The 19,828-nt window shown below is 47.2% G+C and carries 14 protein-coding genes; 1 reads left to right on the top strand and 13 read right to left on the bottom strand.

Features of this window, described 5'->3' with window-relative positions; all coding sequences use genetic code 11:
• Positions 1 to 180 precede the first annotated feature (180 nt).
• Both ABXR35_RS05865 and ABXR35_RS05860 read right to left on the bottom strand, forming a co-directional pair.
• Positions 181 to 1,638, bottom strand: coding sequence for a sugar porter family MFS transporter (locus tag ABXR35_RS05865; protein ID WP_367056752.1), 1,458 nt, complete (start codon positions 1,636 to 1,638; stop codon positions 181 to 183).
• A gap of 354 nt (positions 1,639 to 1,992) precedes the next feature.
• Complete coding sequence (locus ABXR35_RS05860) at positions 1,993 to 2,538, bottom strand: GNAT family N-acetyltransferase (RefSeq protein WP_367056749.1); 546 nt, start codon at positions 2,536 to 2,538, stop codon at positions 1,993 to 1,995.
• 424 nt (positions 2,539 to 2,962) lie between these two features.
• Here ABXR35_RS05860 and ABXR35_RS05855 point away from each other — a divergent pair, with 424 nt between their 5' ends.
• Positions 2,963 to 4,489 (top strand): glycine betaine uptake BCCT transporter, encoded by a 1,527-nt coding sequence (locus ABXR35_RS05855; protein ID WP_367056746.1) that lies wholly within the window; start codon positions 2,963 to 2,965, stop codon positions 4,487 to 4,489.
• Between the two features lie 300 nt (positions 4,490 to 4,789).
• Here the strand turns inward: ABXR35_RS05855 and odhB are convergent, their stop codons facing one another.
• The 11 genes from odhB to ABXR35_RS05800 all read right to left on the bottom strand — a co-directional run bounded on the left by odhB (position 4,790) and on the right by ABXR35_RS05800 (position 19,765).
• On the bottom strand, positions 4,790 to 6,085 hold the full coding sequence (gene odhB / locus ABXR35_RS05850; protein WP_367056743.1) for a 2-oxoglutarate dehydrogenase complex dihydrolipoyllysine-residue succinyltransferase: 1,296 nt from the start codon (positions 6,083 to 6,085) through the stop codon (positions 4,790 to 4,792).
• A 5-nt stretch (positions 6,086 to 6,090) separates the two neighbouring features.
• The gene (locus ABXR35_RS05845; protein ID WP_367056740.1) at positions 6,091 to 8,973 is read right to left on the bottom strand and encodes a 2-oxoglutarate dehydrogenase E1 component; all 2,883 of its coding nucleotides are present in this window, start codon (positions 8,971 to 8,973) and stop codon (positions 6,091 to 6,093) included.
• A 679-nt stretch (positions 8,974 to 9,652) separates the two neighbouring features.
• Entirely contained in the window at positions 9,653 to 10,120 is a 468-nt protein-coding gene (locus ABXR35_RS05840) for a GNAT family N-acetyltransferase (RefSeq protein ID WP_367056737.1), read from the bottom strand.
• Positions 10,121 to 10,375: 255 nt separating this feature from the next.
• Positions 10,376 to 12,793 (bottom strand): glycoside hydrolase family 94 protein, encoded by a 2,418-nt coding sequence (locus ABXR35_RS05835; protein WP_367056734.1) that lies wholly within the window; start codon positions 12,791 to 12,793, stop codon positions 10,376 to 10,378.
• Between the two features lie 91 nt (positions 12,794 to 12,884).
• Positions 12,885 to 13,709 (bottom strand): carbohydrate ABC transporter permease, encoded by an 825-nt coding sequence (locus tag ABXR35_RS05830; protein WP_367056731.1) that lies wholly within the window; start codon positions 13,707 to 13,709, stop codon positions 12,885 to 12,887.
• 57 nt (positions 13,710 to 13,766) lie between these two features.
• Positions 13,767 to 14,672 carry a carbohydrate ABC transporter permease gene (locus ABXR35_RS05825; protein ID WP_367056728.1) on the bottom strand — a complete coding sequence of 302 codons (906 nt, stop codon included), beginning with the start codon at positions 14,670 to 14,672 and terminating at the stop codon, positions 13,767 to 13,769.
• 112 nt (positions 14,673 to 14,784) lie between these two features.
• Complete coding sequence (locus tag ABXR35_RS05820) at positions 14,785 to 16,029, bottom strand: sugar ABC transporter substrate-binding protein (protein ID WP_367056725.1); 1,245 nt, start codon at positions 16,027 to 16,029, stop codon at positions 14,785 to 14,787.
• A 234-nt stretch (positions 16,030 to 16,263) separates the two neighbouring features.
• Positions 16,264 to 17,526 (bottom strand): sugar ABC transporter substrate-binding protein, encoded by a 1,263-nt coding sequence (locus ABXR35_RS05815; RefSeq protein ID WP_367056722.1) that lies wholly within the window; start codon positions 17,524 to 17,526, stop codon positions 16,264 to 16,266.
• A gap of 16 nt (positions 17,527 to 17,542) precedes the next feature.
• Positions 17,543 to 18,535, bottom strand: coding sequence for a LacI family DNA-binding transcriptional regulator (locus ABXR35_RS05810; protein WP_367056719.1), 993 nt, complete (start codon positions 18,533 to 18,535; stop codon positions 17,543 to 17,545).
• 557 nt (positions 18,536 to 19,092) lie between these two features.
• A complete protein-coding gene (locus tag ABXR35_RS05805) occupies positions 19,093 to 19,398 on the bottom strand; it encodes a hypothetical protein (RefSeq protein WP_367056716.1) in 306 nt (101 codons plus the stop codon).
• Positions 19,399 to 19,510: 112 nt separating this feature from the next.
• Positions 19,511 to 19,765 (bottom strand): YczO family protein, encoded by a 255-nt coding sequence (locus tag ABXR35_RS05800; protein ID WP_367056713.1) that lies wholly within the window; start codon positions 19,763 to 19,765, stop codon positions 19,511 to 19,513.
• Between the last annotated feature and the right edge of the window lie 63 nt (positions 19,766 to 19,828).

The following is a 19,828-nucleotide window of genomic DNA, read 5'->3' as shown; positions in this document are numbered from 1 at the left end:
TACCCTTCTTACTTTTTCCCTAAACATATCAAAAAGGGACAAACCCTTTCTGTCATAACGACATCAAGATTTGTCCCTTTCTGTTTGTACATGGATATGATGCTTATGCTATCAATTATAGCAGTCTATTCATGCAATAACGTTCCTATATTCCAACTCAGTAATATAGAATCGTTGGGCTTACCCTTTTAGAGCAGCATTTCCATCCTTGTTGTTATTTACCGCAGCAGCGGCGTCATCTCCAAAGGCACGGAATTTTTGTTCGACCTGCTCCAACGTCAGCCCTTTCGTTTCTGGCAGGAATTTGAGGATAAAACCAATTGCGATCACACCAAGCGCTACGAATACATAGAATGTCCACGACATCCCAATGCTACCGGTCAAGATCGGGAACAGCAAGCCGACGGAAAAGTTCACCATCCAGCTGCAAAATACACTAACTCCCATACCGAAACCACGCAGGCGCTGTGGAAATACTTCAGACAGCATTAACCATGTGACAGGTGATACAGCCCCTTGCTGGAATGCAAGGAACGTAACCGTTAGTCCGAGAATCACATACGGCAGTGCTGCCGTACCGATTAGTGCATTGGAGAAGATGGCAATCAGCAGCAATGCTGTCGTTGTACCGATCAGACCAGTAAGCAGCATAGGACGACGACCGACGCGACCGACCAGCCACATACCGAGGAAGGTTGCCGCTACCGAGATTACGCCATTGGCAATATTCCCGATCAGCGCCGCATTGGTTCCAAAACCGGATTGACGTAAAATTTCCGTTCCGTAATACATAATGGAGTTTACACCTGTAATCTGCTGTACGACCCCGATTCCGATACCAATTAGGACGATCCGACGAATCCACGGTGTAGCTAGATCGCGGAACCCTGCCTGTTCTGTATCTTCTTCTACTTCCGCATTCGTTTTGATTTCTTTTAATTCGCGTGTTGCTTGCTTTATACTGCGCATCCGCTTCAAAATGCGCAATGCTCGTTTCGGTTCATCTTGTGTCACGAGCCAACGCGGGCTTTCCGGTACGCGGAACATACCGATGAAAAGGAATACTGCCGGAATTGATGCCATTGCCAGCATATAACGCCAGATATGCCCATTGTGACCAAGCGTTGTACCGAGAATCGCGTTAAATATGAACGCGAGTAGCTGACCGCTAACGATCATCAGCTCATTGCGCGTCACGATCCCGCCGCGTTGATTGGCTGGAGCAATCTCCGCCAGATACGATGGCACGGTAACCGATGCACCACCAACCGCCAAACCGAGAATCAGTCGGCAAATGACCATCACTGGCACATTCGGCGCCAGTGCAGAACCGATGGTCGCACAGAAAAACAATACCGCCAAATAGCGAATACTTTGTCTACGTCCAATTGCATCTGCCAGTCGTCCACCTAGTACTGCACCAAATGCAGCACCAAGCAGCAAGGAACTGGTTACCATACCTTCCGTCAATGAGGTCAGATTGAGCTGATCCGGTGCGGACATAAACGGCAGCGCACCGTTAATGACACCCGTATCGTAGCCAAATAACAGACCACCTAGCGTAGAAATAAGAATGATTTTGCGCAAAAATGCTTTGCGACTTGCTTCATCATGTTGATCTGGTTGAATCGTACTCATGTTACCACTCCTGTCTTTCTGTATGTACCGAATAGTACGAATGAATAGATAATGATGAACTGTTGATACATTACGATCTTCTTGTCCACCAAAACATCCTCATTATCAGTCATCTTATATGTCTACATTTAACCATACCCCTTTGGGTCTAATCATACCTTGCTTGCCGTCTTATGAAATTCATATTATTTTCATGAAAAAACCAGCCGTATGACATTCATCATACGGCTGGTTAAGATAGGTATATGGTATTGATATTGCATCTATTAACACTGTATTGTATTGAAGTCCCATAAGAAACATAATAAAGCTGCCAACCATGTATTCAAAAATCATATGTTCAACAGAAAAAAATTACAATCTAAAGCGTCCCATCGCGATGGTATTGTAATAATTACCGTCTGCCAGCAGTCGATCACGCTTCAATACCCCTTCAATCTCAAAGCCGACCTTTTTGTACATATCAATTGCTTTGACATTGGTTTCGATCACATGCAGCGTCATTTTCTGAATACCAGTCTCATCCGACCACTCCACAGAGCGATCCAGCAGCTGTCTGCCGATTCCATGTCCCCAGTAGTCTCGGATGACACCAACACCAAATTCCACCTTATGCGCCATCCGACTAAGTGGACTGCCTTCGCAGCGAGAATACCCCACAATGCGTCCATTGGCTTCCGCCACTAGAAACAGATTGGTTGGATTGTCCAGATCATTTTGAATCAGTGCTGCAAATCCATCCGGCTCCATATATGCTTCTCCACGGCGGCGATCCATGTTTTCCGTTTCACCGTCAATTTGTAGGCGCACCTCTGCCAGACTTTCTGCATCGTCCGGTTTCGCACAGCGGATGATATAGCTTAATCCCTTAATGTCATAACTTTTGTCGTCAATTACCATCTATGTAGCCTCCTTACGGGTTAATATCCATCTGTGATTGGGATTTCAATATAAAACGGTTTCATCTTGTTTATTATACCGCATGATTGCTTATTTAATAGTATCGCTTGTATGCACTTCTGGAAACAACAGGTAAAAGTTGAGTACATTATGCCTTTTGAAATGGGTATAGTCGCTACTCATCCTTCCTGTGAAGGAATAGGTTGTGTTATGTTTTGCAATGACATTTTGATTTCGGTATACTGGAAGTCGCGTTTTGCAGCTGGCAAGCTGGCAACAGAACAAGAGTATTGATTCAAGACATACGTACTACATTCTGGCTGTATATTCATTTTTATAGAATATACCCGCAGTTATTCATCCTTCTACTTAGTTTATGAATACGTTCTGCATGCCAATTACGATGAGGAGCTGTTACACACCCATGAAACAAACAACTGTTGTATTTTATGTATCGGCAGCTATTTTGCTGCTTCTGGTTCTCGTGGGCGTTATTGCTCCGCAAGCTTTTGAAGATGTTACCGCTTCGACGGAAGCCTTTATTACCAATACGTTTGGCTGGTATTACTTGATTATTGTGACCGCATTTGTTGCGATCTGTCTGTATCTGATGATCAGCCCTGTCGGTAAAATCAAGCTTGGCAAACCGGAAGACAAGCCGGAATTTTCCCGTCCTACTTGGGTAGCTATGCTATTCAGTGCAGGCGTTGGGATTGGTCTAGTATTCTATGGAACAGCTGAGCCGATTAGCCACTATGCGCTGCAATCGCCTACTGGAGAAACGGGTACAACCGAAGCGGTTCGTGATGCGATGCAGTATACCTTTTTCCATTGGGGGATTCATGCGTGGGCAGTCTATGGTCTGGTCGGCTTGTCGCTTGCATATTTCATGTTCAGACGCGGCAGCGCAGGCTTGATTAGTGTCACACTAACGCCGATTCTGGGCAAGTATGCAAGCGGCAAATTCGGCAAAGCAATTGATGTGATCGCTGTTTTGGCTACTGTGATCGGGGTATCGACCTCACTAGGATTTGGTGCTGTACAAATTAATGGCGGATTGTCATTCCTCTATGGGATGCCATCCAGCTTTGTAAGTCAGTTTATTATCATTATTATCGTGACCGTTATGTTCCTCGCATCTGCACTGAGCGGGCTGGATAAAGGGATTCGTATTCTCAGTAATGTGAATATGGTTCTGGCAGGCGCGCTGATGCTGCTCGTATTTATTTTGGGACCTACGCTGTTTACACTGAATCTGTTTACCGATACCATCGGCAAATACTTGCAAAACTTCATCAATATGAGCTTCCGTCTAGCTCCGCTCAATTCGCAAAATCGCGAGTGGATTAATACATGGACAATCTTCTATTGGGCATGGTGGATTGCTTGGTCGCCGTTTGTAGGTATCTTTATTGCTCGTGTCTCCAAAGGGCGTACCATCCGCGAATTCGTCGCCTATGTACTGTTAGCACCTTCGATTATTAGCTTTATCTGGTTCTCTGTATTTGGCGGCTCTGCGATTGCACTGGAACGTAGCGGCACCAAATTAATCTCTGCGCTCACCACAGAGCAATCGCTTTTCGGTATGCTGTCTACATTTCCATTTGCTTCTGCCATCTCGCTACTGGCAATTGCACTTATCGGGATTTTCTTTATTACATCGGCGGATTCCGGTACCTTCGTACTTGGTATGATGACAACAAACGGTTCGCAAAATCCGAGCAATCTCCTGAAAGTGATCTGGGGCTTGCTGCTGACGGCTATTGCGCTAGTATTGCTATATTCCGGTGGATTACAGGCTTTGCAAAACACTATGATCATTGCTGCACTGCCGTTCTCCTTCGTAATTGTCATGATGGCAATTAGTCTATTGAAGGCAGTAAATCAAGAATCTAACCAGCTGGCAAAACAGCGTCGTGCTAATCAGACGCCGCCTACTCGTAAAGTATAAAATCGTCGGTTTCAACAGTATATAGGTATAAGATGTCGTAGACGACTCCTACGTAGACCTGTACTATTGAACCTATTCAAACTTTGCGGTTTTGTAAACGGGAATTGTAGCGTGACTATTCTTGTATGAAAGTATTGTCGTTTGCATCAGATCCTTGTCTCTTCTACTGCATCTGCTGATGAATATAACTAAAAGAGCTTCTCCAATAAAGGAGAAGCTCTTTTGACGTTCACGCTTTGTCGTGGTTTCCATCAGCATGAACTTACGATGCCATGTTGATGGAAGTACCATTCGATATGATTAGCCTTCGATCAGCAGTGTTTCTGGATCTTCCAGCAATTCTTTTACTTTCACGAGGAAGCTTACTGCTTCGCTGCCATCAATGATCCGGTGATCATACGACAGAGCGATGTACATCATTGGACGGTTTTCCATACGTGTCTCATCAATCGCCACTGGACGCAGCTGGATTTTGTGCATACCCAGAATACCGACCTGTGGTGCGTTCAAGATTGGTGTGGACAGCAGGGAACCGAATACACCACCGTTAGTGATGGTAAAAGTACCGCCTTGCAGCTCGGACAATGCCAGGCTGTTATTACGCGCTTTGGAAGCGAGGTTGGCGATTTCTTTTTCAATACCTGCAAAGCCTAGACGGTCTGCATCGCGAACGACTGGTACAACCAGACCTTCTTTCGCAGATACGGCAATACCGATGTCATAATACTTTTTGATGATGACATCATCGCCGCTAATCTCGGAGTTGACCATCGGATAAGCTTTCAGCGCACCGACAACTGCTTTGGTAAAGAAGGACATGAAGCCGAGGCCCACATCATGCTTTTCCTTGAATTTGTCTTTGCGGCGTTTACGTACATCCAGAATCGCAGTCATATCGACTTCGTTGAATGTAGTCAGCATCGCTGCATTGTGCTGTGCTTCTACCAGACGATTCGCAATCGTGCGACGACGGCGGGACATCGGTACAACATCCGCAGGTTTCGCAGGATTGCTATCCGCTGCTGGTGCTTTAGGTGCTGGTGGAGCTGGTTTGCTTGGTGGTGCGCCGAGGTTCGTCGGCTTGTCGTCATGCTTGCGTACATCGTCATGTTTGACACGACCGATTGGGTCGTTGCCCTGTACCGCATTCAGATCAATACCACGCTCACGTGCAAGCTTACGTGCTGCCGGTGTTGCAATCGTATCGCTATCCGGTTTGCCAGCCGTTGCCGCCGCAGCCAAATCGGTTTTGGATTCACGTGCTTGCTCATTGGCAGGAGCCGATGCAGCAGGTGCTTCCGCTTTTGCTGGTGGCGCTTCTGGTGTAGCAGGTGGTGCTGCTGGCGCTTTAGGAGCGCCTGTGCCAGCGCCGATCACGCCAACCGATTCACCAACCTGTACCGTTTCGCCTTCCTGACGGGTGATCGATTCAATCACGCCATCTTCTTCGGCACTAATTTCCAGATTAACTTTGTCTGTTTCCAATTCCAGTAGAACATCGCCCTGGCTGACCGTATCCCCTTCTTTCACAACCCATTTTGATACGGTTCCTTCGGTGATTGATTCGCCCATTTCCGGTACTTTAATTTCGCTCACAGCTGTTACCTCCCAAGGGATATGTTTTTCAACGAATTTGGTTTGAGTGCTGATGTCAGGATGCGTTGTTGCTCAATAGCGTGAACGTGCTGGTAGCCGCTTGCCGGGCTAGAACGTTCTGGACGACCGATATAGCTGACGTCAATGCCGTTAGACAGCGCACGCAGTCTGGATTCGGTGTATGTCCAGTAACCCATGTTTTGTGGCTCTTCCTGTACCCAGATGATTTCCTGTAGGTTTTTGAAGCCAGACAGCACCTTGGTGATTTCTTCTTTCGGGAACGGATACAGCTGCTCTACACGGATAATATGCAGCCAAGAGAAATCGGTATCCTTTTCCTTCTCTAGCGCCTCTTCCAGATCGATTGCTACTTTACCAGTACATAGCAGGACGCGTTCAACCGCATCTTTGTTCCCACCCAGACCGGTTTGTTCCAGAATCGGACGGAAGCTACCTTCGCTCAGTTCGACAGCCGGAACCGTTACACGTTGGTTACGGATCAGACTTTTCGGTGCAACAACGATGAGCGGACGTGCTTCTTCCGTTTCTGTGCTAAGCGCTTGACGACGCAGAAGGTGGAAGTACTGAGAAGCAGAGGTCAGATTCGCCACGGTAAAGTTATCTTCAGCCGCCAGCTGCAAGAAACGCTCTGGACGTGCGCTGGAGTGCTCTGGACCCATACCTTCATAACCATGCGGCAGCAGCATAACGAGACTGGATTTCTGTGTCCATTTGCTGCGTCCAGCGGAGATGAATTGGTCGATCAGTACCTGACCCGCATTCACGAAGTCGCCGTACTGAGCTTCCCAGATGACTAGCGTCTCTGGTGCATATACATTGTAGCCGTATTCAAAACCGATCACAGCAGCTTCAGACAGCGGGCTGTTATGAATGGCAAATGATGCTTTCGCTTCCGGCAAACGATGTAGTGGGCAGAATTCTTCGCCAGTCTTCGCATCATGCAGTACAAGGTTACGATGTGCAAAGGTTGCACGCTCCGCATCCTGTCCAGTAATACGAATCGGCTTGCCTTCTGCCAGAATGGATGCAAATGCCAGTGTCTCGGCATGTCCCCAATCGACGCGACCTTCTGGAGTCAGTGCATTGCGGCGACGTTCCAGAATACGCTGTAGCTTCGGATACACGCTGAAGTTTTCCGGCCAAGTCAGCAAACCTTCATTGATTTGGTTCAGCAGTGGCGCTGGTACAGCAGTTTGGTTAGATGCTTGTTCAGCACCTTCGCCTGCCGGATTGACCGGTCCAAATGCGCTTTGCGTTTCGTTCTGCTTCACTTCGTCATAGATGGTTTTCAGCTGATCCTGTACTTCATTTTTGAAATCTTCGTATTTATCGCTTTGCGTTACGCTACGCTCCGCCAAGCGTTTGCCGTAGATCGAAGCGACACGCAGATGGTTTTTCACTTTGCCATACATGAGCGGTTGCGTTGTTTCTGGATCATCCGCTTCGTTATGGCCGTAACGACGATAACCGATCAGATCGATCAGGAAATCTTTTTTGAACAGGTTACGGTATTGCATCGCCAGCTCAGCTGCACGAATACATGCTTCGGGATCATCAGCGTTCACGTGTACAACCGGAATCTCATAACCTTTTGCCAGGTCACTCGCATAATGCGTAGAACGGGAGTCCTTGCTGTCGGTTGTGAATCCGAGACGGTTGTTCACGATAATGTGAATCGTACCGCCGTTCTGGAAGCCCGGCAGTTGGTTAAAGTTCAGCGTCTCCGCCACGATGCCTTCACCGGCGAATGCCGCGTCACCGTGCATAATGATCGCTGCTGCTTTGTCCTTATCCTGACGCGGATAGCCCTTCTCACTGCGATCATCCTGCGCCGCGCGTGTGAAGCCTTCCACGACTGGGTTCACGTACTCCAAGTGACTTGGGTTGTTCGCCAGTGTCAGGCGGGTGTCGTAGCTTTGACTCTCACTGCTCATAGAGTAGCGAGCACCCAGATGGTATTTAACATCCCCCGTCCAGCCAAAGTTGATGCCCATCGAGCCTTCCGATGGAATCATGTCCTTGTTCGGAGAATGATGGAATTCAGAGAAAATTTTGGCGTACGGCTTGTTCAGCACGTGTGCCAGTACATTCAGGCGACCACGGTGAGCCATACCCATCAGTACGTGACGAGCGCCACCGCGCGCAGCGATGCGCACGATCGTATCCAGCATCGGTACGAGCGCGTCATTTCCTTCAATGGAAAAACGCTTTTGTCCTACAAATGTTTTATGCAGGAATTCTTCAAATTGTTCCACTTCCACGAGACGGTGCAGAAGCTCCACACGTTCTTCGTTGGTGAGGGTTTGGGAGGCGGAGTTTGTTTCTACCTGGCGGTTCAGCCAGTTACGCTCCTGCTCATCATGCACATGCGAAAATTCGTATGCCAGTGGACCGGTATACTTTTTACGCAAAATCTGAATCGCTTCCCAGCCGTCCTTCGCTTCATCCGGTGCATTTTCCCAGATCAAGGATGCAGGAAGCTGCGCCAGATCGCGCTGACCGAGACCATACTGCTCTGGATCAAGCAGACGTACATCGGACGGTGTGCTGAGTCCAAGCGGATCAATATCTGCTGCTAGATGCCCGTATGTACGGATGTTCCATACCAGCCGTTCTGCTGCAACCGCTTTCTTTAACAGATTGGTGTCTACTTTGCCCGGCGTACTTGTCCCACTTTCACGTGTCGTGTCAGAAATGGACGCTGCCGGAGCTACTGGTTCCCCATGACGTTCAAAAAGCTCACGGTACCCCTCATCTACCGATTGAGGATCTTGTTTGTACTTTTCATACTGCTCCTGTACGTACCCCAGATTGGGTCCATAATACGATTGCCATAACGATGGTCTGTTCGATTCGTCGATTGTCATCGAGGATTCCCTCCGTCTTGAATTTTTTGTGAATATTTTTGTGACGGAATTGCAACACTTTTCATTATACCTCTATCTTATTAATCACAAAATAGCCTAAAATGGGACCATAAGCGAGGAAAAGCGACCCTGCATTAAGAAAACGTTTTCTTTGGTGTACATAAAGAATAATTTGGGTTTTTTAGCCCGATTATCAATGAATTTGAGTGCGGTACAAAAAAATCCAATGGAAACAAATCGTTCGTCTGCCATTTGTCTGTAACATTGAGCATATTCCGAAGTAATACTGAGCTGTTCATGCCCCCTTGCTTCTTCTGTGATCCTGTTTACATTTCCCATTCTACACCAGTGAGTTACGAATTTCCAATTTTAATTTTTAGCTATTTTGTCCAAATCTAACCAGTTGCAGCACTATGTTTATATTTACAGTTCTGGTCGTATTTTGGATGGCTTGTTTTGGATAAGTCCAAATTGTGTCTGTGTTCGCTATTTTTGTCTATTGCATCATAATTGTGTCCATGGTTTATAGATTGGGAATTGGAGTTTGATCAAAAAGATGAAAACATAAAAAAGCCGCTCATTCAGCTTTCGATGAGCGGCTTTTTTATGTTTTCAAAATACCAATTGACTGTACATACACTTCTAACCTTGTATCCGCTTCTAGCTTTATATACATCTTCTAAGATACCTTCATTGGCTCCAGACGCTTGGTCAGCAGCATATCGACATGCGGAATGCCGTCCTCCAAATACGATTCCGAGATCGGCTCAAAACCGTAAGAACCGTAAAAAGTACACAAATACTCCTGCGCTTGAATTTTGATTTCCGTTTCGTTCAATTGCTGCTGAATGTAGTGAATCGCTCGTGCAAACAAATCGCCGGCAAGCCCTTGTCCTCGATGGGATGCTTTTACGATAACACGACCGATGGATGCCTGCGTATAAGCGATGCCTGGCGGCAGTAAACGCGCATACGCTACGATCTGCTCATCCTCCCATTTGAACAGATGATAGCAATGGATATCTTTACCATCCACTTCGGGATATGGGCAATTCTGCTCCACTACAAAAATATCCGTGCGTTCCTTCAATATGCAATACAGTTCTGTCGTATTCAACTCGTTAAAATGCTTGATATACCATGTCATCGCTATCCCTCACGTCTCCTTTAATCCAGATTGCTTTTTGAAATTATATTACATTCCTCCGCCATTAAACAATCCATTCTTGCGATGGATAGGAAAACGAAAAAAGCATGGCTGTCTATCTTAGCAGCCATGCTCCTCCGTGACAGAGGATTGGATGTGAAATGTTGTGCATCCCGCATCCTCTATTCTGTCTTCCCCATGCAATACGACATGAGTACATGTCTGATCACATTAGGCTATTATATCCGTTCCCGTTTACCCCAATACCACTTTCACTTCATGCTCTTTGCCATCTTTGAAATCAGGCAGAATATTGCCTTCGATCGCTTTGCCGTCCACAGTAATGGACTTCACGCCACGCGATACACCCGCGCTGTTATCCACATGGATCAGATAGGTAGCGCCGCGGAAGTTACGACGGTAGCTGAATTCCGGCCATTCCGACGGAATACTAGGATCAATCAGCAGACCTTCATTCTCTGCGCGTACGCCCAGAATCCAGTTGGTTGCCATGCGTTGCAGCCATTGAGAAGAACCGGTATACCAAGTCCAGCCGCCACGACCATAGTTCGGCGAGATTGGACCGTCAGAGTTACCCGGTGTTACATACGGTTCGCCCACATAGCTGTTTGGCTCGTGAGAACGGTTAGGCGGACAAATTTTGCTGTACGCTTCGTATGCTTTTTCTGGTTGACCAGCCAGCGTATACGCCCACACTGCCCATGTCGCAGCGTGTGTATAGACACCGCCATTTTCGCGCAGACCCGGTGCATAGCGTGTGATATAACCGATGTCGCGGCGTACCTTCGTATAAGCCGGATACAGCAGCAGTGAGCCGTAATCACGCAGCAGATGCTTGCTGACGCTTTCCATTGCCTGCTGACCACGCTCCTCGTCCGCTACACCGGAAATAACTGCCCAGATTTGCGGATTGAGGAAAATCTGACCCTCTTCGTTTTCTTTGGAACCGACTTTGAGACCATCATCGGTTGTCGCCTGCAAGTACCATTCGCCATCCCAGCCGTGCTCGTTGAGCGCCTTTTTCAGACTGCTTTGTACGTCCAGCATTTTATCAGCGAATGCTTGATCGCCACGTTTAGCGGCAACCGGTGCAAAGCTGCCTAGAATCATGTACAGGAACTCGCCGACCCAGAAGCTTTCGCCTTTCCAGTCGTAACCGATCGCGCTCAGTCCATCGTTCCAGTCATGCTCACCCATCAGTGGTACACCGCGTGGGCTGAAACGTTTGAACGTTTTCTCAATCGCACGTTTGCAGTGCTCGTATACGTTCGCTTCGCCGCCATCGAGGAATGGTGTTACTTCGTCGAGAATATCATAATCCTGTGTTTCTTTCAGATACGGATCGAGAATGAACGGCAGCCACAGCAGGTCATCCGAACAGCGTGTGCGTGGACCGCCGCCTTTGATCGTGAACCACCAGTGCAGCACATCGCCTTCTTGGAATTGCTGGGACGCGTGCATCAGAATCTGCTTACGCATCAATTCTGGCTTGCTGGTCAGGAAGATCTGTGAATCCTGCAATTGGTCACGATAACCGTAACCCGCACTCACTTGATAATATGCCGTTTTGCCCCATAGGCGACAAGAAATGGATTGATATTTCAACCAGACGTTGGTCATAATATTCATCGCTGGGTCAGGCGTTTGAATCTCTTCCTGATCAATCAGCTCACTCCAGAATTCATGCACTCTTGCCAGCGTACGATCCGCTGCTTCTACGCTTGTATATTCTTGAATCAGTGCAGCAGCATCTTCCTTCTCATGCTCCGCAGCACCGATGGTAAATACAACCGTATGAGAAGCGCCCGGCTCCAGCTTGAACGCTACGCGCAGTGAAGCCGCCGCATCGCCAAACCGTCCTGTATGACCTGCCAATTCCTTATCCTGCATCGCTTGCGGACGTGCTTCCTCCCCATACATACCGACAAATGATTCTTTGTCTGCATCATAGGAAGTTGGCTTTTCGCTTGCTGCGTGGAATGCAGTATAAGGCCAGCTTACGTTATTGCTGCGTCCTTTCTCATCTGGGAAGCCCCACAGGTATTTTTCCAATTGAATCGCGTTCAGATCTTCACGGTATTCGGAATTCATAAAGATTTTGTGGAATTCGCGATGTTCATCCGGCGCAAAGCCCGGTGCCCATTCAAAATACGTAGTCGCATCCAGCTCGCGCGTCTGTTCGCTGTTATTGGTAATTTTTAACTTTATCAATTCGAGTGGTGCATCCGGTGCCACGAATACTGTCATTTCGCTACGGATACCATTCACCTGCTGAGTGAATACACTGTAGCCGATACCGTGACGTACTTCGTATTCTTCAAACTCTGCCATGACCGGCTTCCATGCTGCTGACCAATACTGTCCAGAGCTGCGATCACGCAGATATACGAATTTGCCCCATGAATCCTTGATCACATCTTGGAACAAACGAGTGATTCGGTTCTGACCAGCATTTCCGCGCCATGATGCGCCGCCGCCTGCTTGGGAAACCATAAAGGAATAATCGCCGTTACTGATAATATTGCTCCACGGACGCGGTGTACGCGGGTTAGTGATGACATATTCGCGTCCGTTCGCTGTGAAATAGCCGTATTCATTTTGGAAAAGTGCATCGTTAGGTGCTTTGTGTTGCTGGTTTTGTACAGTAGACATACTGAATCCCTCCGTAGTGTATAAATTTCTGTATCTCTGTAGGTGGGTGTTTTGTTTACACATCATTGCTTCAAACAGATAAGACGAAAGCTTATTTCATACCGGAAATGGTATATCCTTCGATAATATGACGCTGAGCGAAAATGAAGATGATCAGAATCGGAATAACCATAAATGATGCACCCGCCATTTGAATGGCAAAGTCACCACCGTATTGACCTTTCAGCAATTGCAGACCGACGGACAACGTGTACAGGCTCTCGTCATTCGCTACGATCAACGGCCACAGGAAGCTATTCCAGCCGCCGATAAAGGTCAGAATCCCTTGTACAGCAAAGATCGGTTTCGCAATCGGAATAATTAGCTGGAAGAAGGTACGAATCTCCCCCGCTCCATCCAGACGCGATGCTTCGATCAGATCGTTCGGGATACTTGTCATAAACTGACGGAATAAGAAAATACCAAACGCGTTCACCATACCCGGCAGCACAATCCCTGCCATCGTATTGGTCAAATGCATTTCATTCAAAATCAGGTATACCGGAATCATCGTTACTTGGGATGGAATCATCATCGTACCCAGTACGAGATAATACAGAACGTTACGGCCCGGGAACTCAAATTTGGCAAACGCATAACCAGCTGCCGCATTCAGAAACAAGCCAATAAACGAGAAGAATACAATGATCAACGTATTGACCAGATATTTTTGGAAGTTCATTTCCGTAAACAATCGTTCAAAGTTGTGCAGCGTTGGCGCTTGTGGCCAAAAGCTAGGAGTCAGCGATGTAACCTCACTCTCCGGCTTGAACGATGACAGGATCATCCATACAAAAGGAATACACATGGCGATCGCACCGATCAGTAGCGCGACAATGATAATGCCTTTATAAACAGGTTTTATGCGAAGATCCATAACGGAACCTCCTCTCACAGTGTGCTCCGGTATCAGCTCATTCAGGCTGTTCGGATATCAATATTCGACATCGCTGTCTTTTTTGCGTGCTTTGAATTGAATTAGAGTAACGAGAATAATAATCACGAACAACACGATTGAGCCTGCTGCTGCATAACCGAAATCACTGCGTTGGAAACCAGTTTGGTAAATAAACAGCGCCATCGATGTTGTACCATTCAGCGGATCACCCTTCGTCATAACGAGCGGTTCTTCGAAGAATTGAATCCAACCGATCAGCGTAGTGATCGATACGAAGAATGTGGCAAATCCGAGCAGAGGAACCGTAATGCGCATCAGCTGTTGCCAGCGGCTTGCACCATCAATTTGTGCAGCTTCATAGTACGTGCGCGGAATGCCTTGCAATGCCGCTAAGAAGATGATCATGTTCAAACCGATTGCTTTCCATACTGCCATAATGATCAAAGAAAACTTGGCAATGGTTGGATCTTGTAGCCAGCGTACGGGAGAGATACCGATCGCTTCCAACATATGGTTGATCAGACCGTATTGGGAGTTGTACAGATAGCCCCAGATCACGGCAATCGCTACGATATTCGTAATGGACGGCATGTAGTAAATGACGCGGAACGTTTTGAAAATCCAGCTCGTACCTTGATTGATCAAAATCGCAATCGCCATCGAGACGATAACAACGAGCGGAACACCAACGACGACATAGATCAACGTATTGAACATGGATTTGCGGAATACCGCATCACCGAATAACTGGACAAAGTTCTGTACGCCGTTGAATTCAATATTGGACCAGTCAGCTAGCCCTGCCAGATTCATATTGGTAAAGCTGATAAATACAGCAACCAGAATCGGTATGAATGAGAAAATAAAAAGAATGATTAACGTCGGTGCAATGAACAGGTACGGATACTTGTACTTGCCCAACGACTGCCAGGCCTTTTGCATATTCTGTTCCCTCCTTTACGGAAGATGGTCTTCCGGTGGAACGGCATCTCCCGGCTGCATGCACAGCGCGGGAGCGTCGTTCTGTACCTTGTTTGGCTTGATCAAGCAATGCTTATTTTTGCAGCAATGCGTCAGCTTGAGTATTTAGATCTTCCATTTGTGTCTTCACATCGGTTCCACCCACAACAATTTGTTGCAGTGCCGCTTTGATCAGCTGACCAACTGCTTCCCATTGTGGTACGAATGGAGATGGACGGGATGTTTCCATTTGATCGCGGAAGGTGCTGATTTGCTCGCCATCCAGCGCTTTGTCATCCCATGCTTTCAGAGTAGATGGAAGGTCTTTGGACAGTTTGTAGTATTCGATCTGGTTCGCAGGATCACTCATGAACGATACGAATTTCACAGCATCGTCTTTGTTGGCTGCACTGCTGAATACGCTCCAGTTAGAACCGCCCAGTACGGATGCACTTTTGCCGCCCTCTTCTTTGGCAGGGATCACAGCTGTTGCCCATTTGCCATCAATTTGTGGTACGGTTTCGTGAATTTGGTTGATCGACCATGGACCGCTGAAGAACATAGGGATGATTCCTTGACCGAATGCTGGTAGCAGCTGCATATCGCTCTGCGTTGGAGCTGCACCGTCTTTGTAGAAGCTTGTCAGGTATTGTACTGCTTCAATATAAGGCTGTTGGTTAAATTGTGCTTTGTTGTCGCTACCGATCACTTCACTACCATTTTCCCAAGCAAATGGCAGAGTGAATGCAGCATCTTGGTTATCCAGCAGAATACCGTAGTTGCCATTGCCGCGTGCTGCCAGCTTGTCGGCTGCATCTTTCAGCTCATCCCATGTTTTGGGTGCTTGATCGTAGCCTACTTCTTTCAGTAGATCGGTACGATAGTAAAGGACGCGTGTTTCCATGTACCATGGAATAGCGATCAGCTTGTTATCGTACTTCATCGTTTCGCGTGCGCCTTCAAAGAAGTTATCTTCTTTCAGGTTCGGATATTTATCCACATACGAAGTCAGATCCAGCAATGCGCCTGCATTTGCAAATTCGGGAATCCATGTCATCCCCATTTGGATTACGTCAGGGCCGTTTTTGGAAGCAACGGCAGTCAGCAGCTTGTCATGCGCGGAATCCCAAGGAATTTGCTGTACCTGTACGTCAATGTCCGGGTTTGCTTTTTCAAATGCCTCGACCATATTTGGTAACGATCCGCCTTCACCGCCCATGCCCCACACTTTCAAAATCCGTTTTCCATCCGCGGTTGTTGTCTCTTCTTTACCGCATCCAGCCAGTATGAGTGAAAATACGAGCATACATACAATCGTGGATTTCCATAATTTAGCCATTGGGCCACCTCTTTATTTATATTTGGATGAAAAATTGCAGCAAAGATGCCGTTCGGATTACGAATAAGCGCGGAATCAGGACGTACGGCAAAATCTTCGCCGGTACACACAATCAAACGATGAGACGATGAAATTTGCTTCCTGTGGTCGATGCCTGTGTCCATCATGACAACAGAGCATCAGACCCCCCTTTTCAATTCATTACATGTGGTGCAGTGTGACGAGACGACAGGTTTAATTGCCACTTTGAAGCGTAGAATTGGCTTGCTCATTCAATTGATCCAACTGCTTTTGAATATCCTCGCCACCAACAACGATTTGGTCGAATGCGTCGGAAATCTGTTTTGCAATCGTTTCCCACTCTTTGACCGATGGTGTGGAGCGCGCCGTATCCATTTGGGTACGGAATGTTTGGATATTCGGGCTGTCTTGGAAGGCTTTGTCATCCCAAGCTTTGGTCGTGGATGGTAAATCCTGCGTCAGCTCATACCATTTCACCTGAGTATCTGGATCATTCAGATAAGAGATGAACTTCACAGCGTCCTCGGTGTTTTTGGAACTGCTGAACACAGACAGATTGGAACCACCAAGTACGGATGCGCTTTCACCACCCTGCTCCTTAGCAGGAATAATTGCTGTTCCCCATTGATCTGGCTTCAGTTCTGGCAATTCGGTTTTGATCTGGTTCACAGTCCAAGGACCGCTAATGAACATTGGCAGAATGCCTTCACCGAATGACGGAATCAGCTGCATATCACTTTGGGTTGGAGCAATACCTTCCTTGAAAAAGCTACTTAAATATTGAATCGTCTCCACATAAGGAGGCTGGTTCAATTGCGCTTGGTTGTTGCTGTCAATCACTTCACTACCATTCTCCCATGCAAATGGAAGGGTAAACAGTTGATCCTTACTATCCAGCAGGATACCGTAATTTCCGTTACCGCGTGCTGCCAGCTTGGTCGCTGCATCTTTCAGCTCGTCCCATGTTTGGGGAGCCTTATCATATCCAGCCTGCTGCAACAGATCTTTGCGGTAAAACAATACGCGTGTATCGATATACCATGGAATGCCGACCAGTTTGTCATTATAGGTCATCTTGGTACGCGCACCTTTAAAATAATTATCCGCTTTCAAATTCGGATATTTGTCCACATAGGAGGACAAATCTTGCAGTGCGCCAGCATCCGCAAATTCTGGTATCCAGCTCATACCCATCTGCACAACATCGGGTCCGCTTTGCGAAGCAACTGCCGTCAACAGCTTGTCATGTGCGTTGTCCCATGGGATGGATTGCACTTCCACCTTGATGTCCGGGTTTTTTGCTTCAAAATCCGGTGCCATCTGTGCTAATGCAGTACCTTCCGCGCCCATGCCCCATACTTTCAGTATTCGTTTGCCGTCGGAGGTTGTAGTCTGCTCCTTGCCGCCGGAACATCCAGCAAGCAGAAAGGAAAAGATCAACAGACCCGACACCGCCGGTTTCCACCATTTTTTCATCAGGTACACCTCTTTTTCAGTTCATTCGGACTGTGCCACGAATGACGAGTTCAGTATCTAGTGTGTAGTGCTTTGCAACCGATTCCCCTTTTAAAATCTGGAAAATCAGATGCACAGCAAGTGCGCCAACTTCATAATCTGGCTGTCGTACCGTGGTAAGCGCAGGCGTTAGGAAACGAGCCTGAACAATATCATCGAAGCCGACAACCGAAATGTCCTCTGGTACCCGAAGCCCTGCTTCGCTTAGCGCCGTAATGCCGCCTAGCGCCATCTCATCATTGGCGAAAAATACTGCCTCCGGCAGATCACCCTGTGCAATCATTAGCTTGACTGCGCGATACCCGCCTTCTTCGGTAAAGTTACCAACCAGATTCCAGCGCGGTTCAATCGTCAAACCATGCTGCTGCATCGCCTGTGAAAACCCGTTGTACCGGTCCTTGTTATGCTTGCTGCTCGCCGGGCCAGATACAAAGGCGATACGGCGATGGCCATTCTCGATCAGATAATTGGTAGCAAGTAAGCCGCCTTTCTCATGATCCGCTTCGACATAACAGAGGCTCTCATGCTCTAACCGACGATCCAACATGACGATCGGGAAGCCTTCGCGCGCGGATTCCATAATCGTTCGATCTGGAATGTTATGCGCAAGAATAATAGCTCCGTCCACCCGCTTTTCCTTGATAAACTTTACGGCTGTCGATGTGTCCCCACCAATCGAGCTACAGGCAATTAGATCATAGCCATTGTTCAGGCTGACTTCCTGTACACCTTTGATCAGACTGGAATAATACGGACCGGACAAATCACTCAGTAGCAAAGCAATCGTATTGGTGCGGGAGCGCTTCAGATCGGAAGCAATTCCGTTCTTCTGATAGTTCAGTTCACGGGCAGCCTCTAACACTCTGTCCCGTGTCTTCGTACTCACACGGCCGATTCCATTCAGCGCATAAGACGCTGTCGATACCGCCACACCCGCCAGAGCGGCTACGTCCTTGATCGTTGCCCCCATCTCTGCTCACCTCTGTTCCTTGAAAATGGTTTCAACATATCGAAACGTTTCGATTTAAGACTAAAATGTACATCTGTATTTATTTGGAAAATACAGTTTGGAATAGAAAAAGCAACTTTTAATTTGTGATTTTTAGCTCAAAACAACAAATTTACCCTTATCGACTTCAAAAATAGTCAGTATGGCGGCTGCTAGACAGAATCTTAAATTCTGCTCATTTGTCGAAACGTTTCTACAACGCTATTATAGCGCTGCGTGTAACCGATTTCAACTGGTTTTGAAAAATTTTTGTTATTTTGTCGAAGGATGTTTCCTGAAACAGTGGATTACATGGCGGTGTTAGGCGGAAATCGTGATGTAACGGGTGATCTAGATCTCGCTGTTCATTCTTACTCCTGATGCTTACACCTGTGTATTGTATGTAAAAAAATGGATGAAACAAGCCGAATCTGATGATCATGCTGCTGAATATGTTGTGAAATGGATCAATCGCTGCCGCTTAGTATGGTGTCTTACTGCCCCATCACGGCATGATCTATCCTCAAACGAAACTCATCTTATTCGATTAACCGAAAACGCACAATATGATCCTGCAATCCTTCTGCCTGTAAAATACGCACCTGTTCACGCCCAAGCAGATCAAAATGAGGATAGTGTTCCCGATGATGAATGTAGCGCGGATTTAATCCGTAGGACTCGCACCATTGGCGTAGCCGCTGCAGATCATTGCAGCCTACTTTTGTAACACTATGAATATCTGGAAAGCGGTCATCAATCCAGTAATGCGTCAAAAAGGCGATCTCTCCTGCCTCCACCTGACGCTTCCAAGCCTGTAATTCTGTTCTATTGATTCCAAATGCCATATGCGTTCGTATCACCTTTCCCGGCTATACTCATCTGTAAAAGGAACAGCGAGCCAAAGATGCGTCGCTGTTCCTTAACTATGCTGCTGTTATGATTATCCATGCTATTGCATTAGCGAACAATATCCGAATCATCCTTGGATTCGCCTTCTGGGTACGCATTCTGACTGGAAGAAGAGCGTTTGGTCGCTTCGCCGTCCTTTTCCTCCTGGCGCTCCAGCTTCAGATCCTCCATCGGAATGGAGTCGACGGTTTGTTCGGACTCGAAGCGGTCGAATAGACTTTCGTTTTCAGTCGGGTATTGCTCTGCATTATCGCGTTTGCCTGCCTGATTCTGTACTTTGTCATTTTTGCGCGGTTCTGTCATGATTTCCATCTCCTTTGCGGATTCGGTCTCTTGCTGAATATCCGGCATTGCCGGCGAACCGTA

This window comes from Paenibacillus sp. JQZ6Y-1 (genome assembly GCF_040719145.1).
In the GTDB taxonomy this organism is placed as follows: domain Bacteria; phylum Bacillota; class Bacilli; order Paenibacillales; family Paenibacillaceae; genus Saccharibacillus; species Saccharibacillus kandeliae.
Note: the sequence above shows the minus strand (reverse complement) of the source record. Positions and strands in the feature narration are given on the sequence as shown.

Excerpts from the sequence above, each read along its gene's own strand:
- ABXR35_RS05865 (WP_367056752.1), bottom strand. The coding sequence starts at position 1,638 with ATGAGTACGATTCAACCAGATCAACATGATGAAGCAAGTCGCAAAGCA.
- ABXR35_RS05860 (WP_367056749.1), bottom strand. The coding sequence starts at position 2,538 with ATGGTAATTGACGACAAAAGTTATGACATTAAGGGATTAAGCTATATC.
- ABXR35_RS05855 (WP_367056746.1), top strand. The coding sequence starts at position 2,963 with ATGAAACAAACAACTGTTGTATTTTATGTATCGGCAGCTATTTTGCTG.
- ABXR35_RS05845 (WP_367056740.1), bottom strand. The coding sequence starts at position 8,973 with ATGACAATCGACGAATCGAACAGACCATCGTTATGGCAATCGTATTAT.
- ABXR35_RS05840 (WP_367056737.1), bottom strand. The coding sequence starts at position 10,120 with ATGACATGGTATATCAAGCATTTTAACGAGTTGAATACGACAGAACTG.
- ABXR35_RS05835 (WP_367056734.1), bottom strand. The coding sequence starts at position 12,793 with ATGTCTACTGTACAAAACCAGCAACACAAAGCACCTAACGATGCACTT.
- ABXR35_RS05830 (WP_367056731.1), bottom strand. The coding sequence starts at position 13,709 with ATGGATCTTCGCATAAAACCTGTTTATAAAGGCATTATCATTGTCGCG.
- ABXR35_RS05825 (WP_367056728.1), bottom strand. The coding sequence starts at position 14,672 with ATGCAAAAGGCCTGGCAGTCGTTGGGCAAGTACAAGTATCCGTACCTG.
- ABXR35_RS05820 (WP_367056725.1), bottom strand. The coding sequence starts at position 16,029 with ATGGCTAAATTATGGAAATCCACGATTGTATGTATGCTCGTATTTTCA.
- ABXR35_RS05815 (WP_367056722.1), bottom strand. The coding sequence starts at position 17,526 with ATGAAAAAATGGTGGAAACCGGCGGTGTCGGGTCTGTTGATCTTTTCC.
- ABXR35_RS05810 (WP_367056719.1), bottom strand. The coding sequence starts at position 18,535 with ATGGGGGCAACGATCAAGGACGTAGCCGCTCTGGCGGGTGTGGCGGTA.
- ABXR35_RS05805 (WP_367056716.1), bottom strand. The coding sequence starts at position 19,398 with ATGGCATTTGGAATCAATAGAACAGAATTACAGGCTTGGAAGCGTCAG.
- ABXR35_RS05800 (WP_367056713.1), bottom strand. The coding sequence starts at position 19,765 with ATGACAGAACCGCGCAAAAATGACAAAGTACAGAATCAGGCAGGCAAA.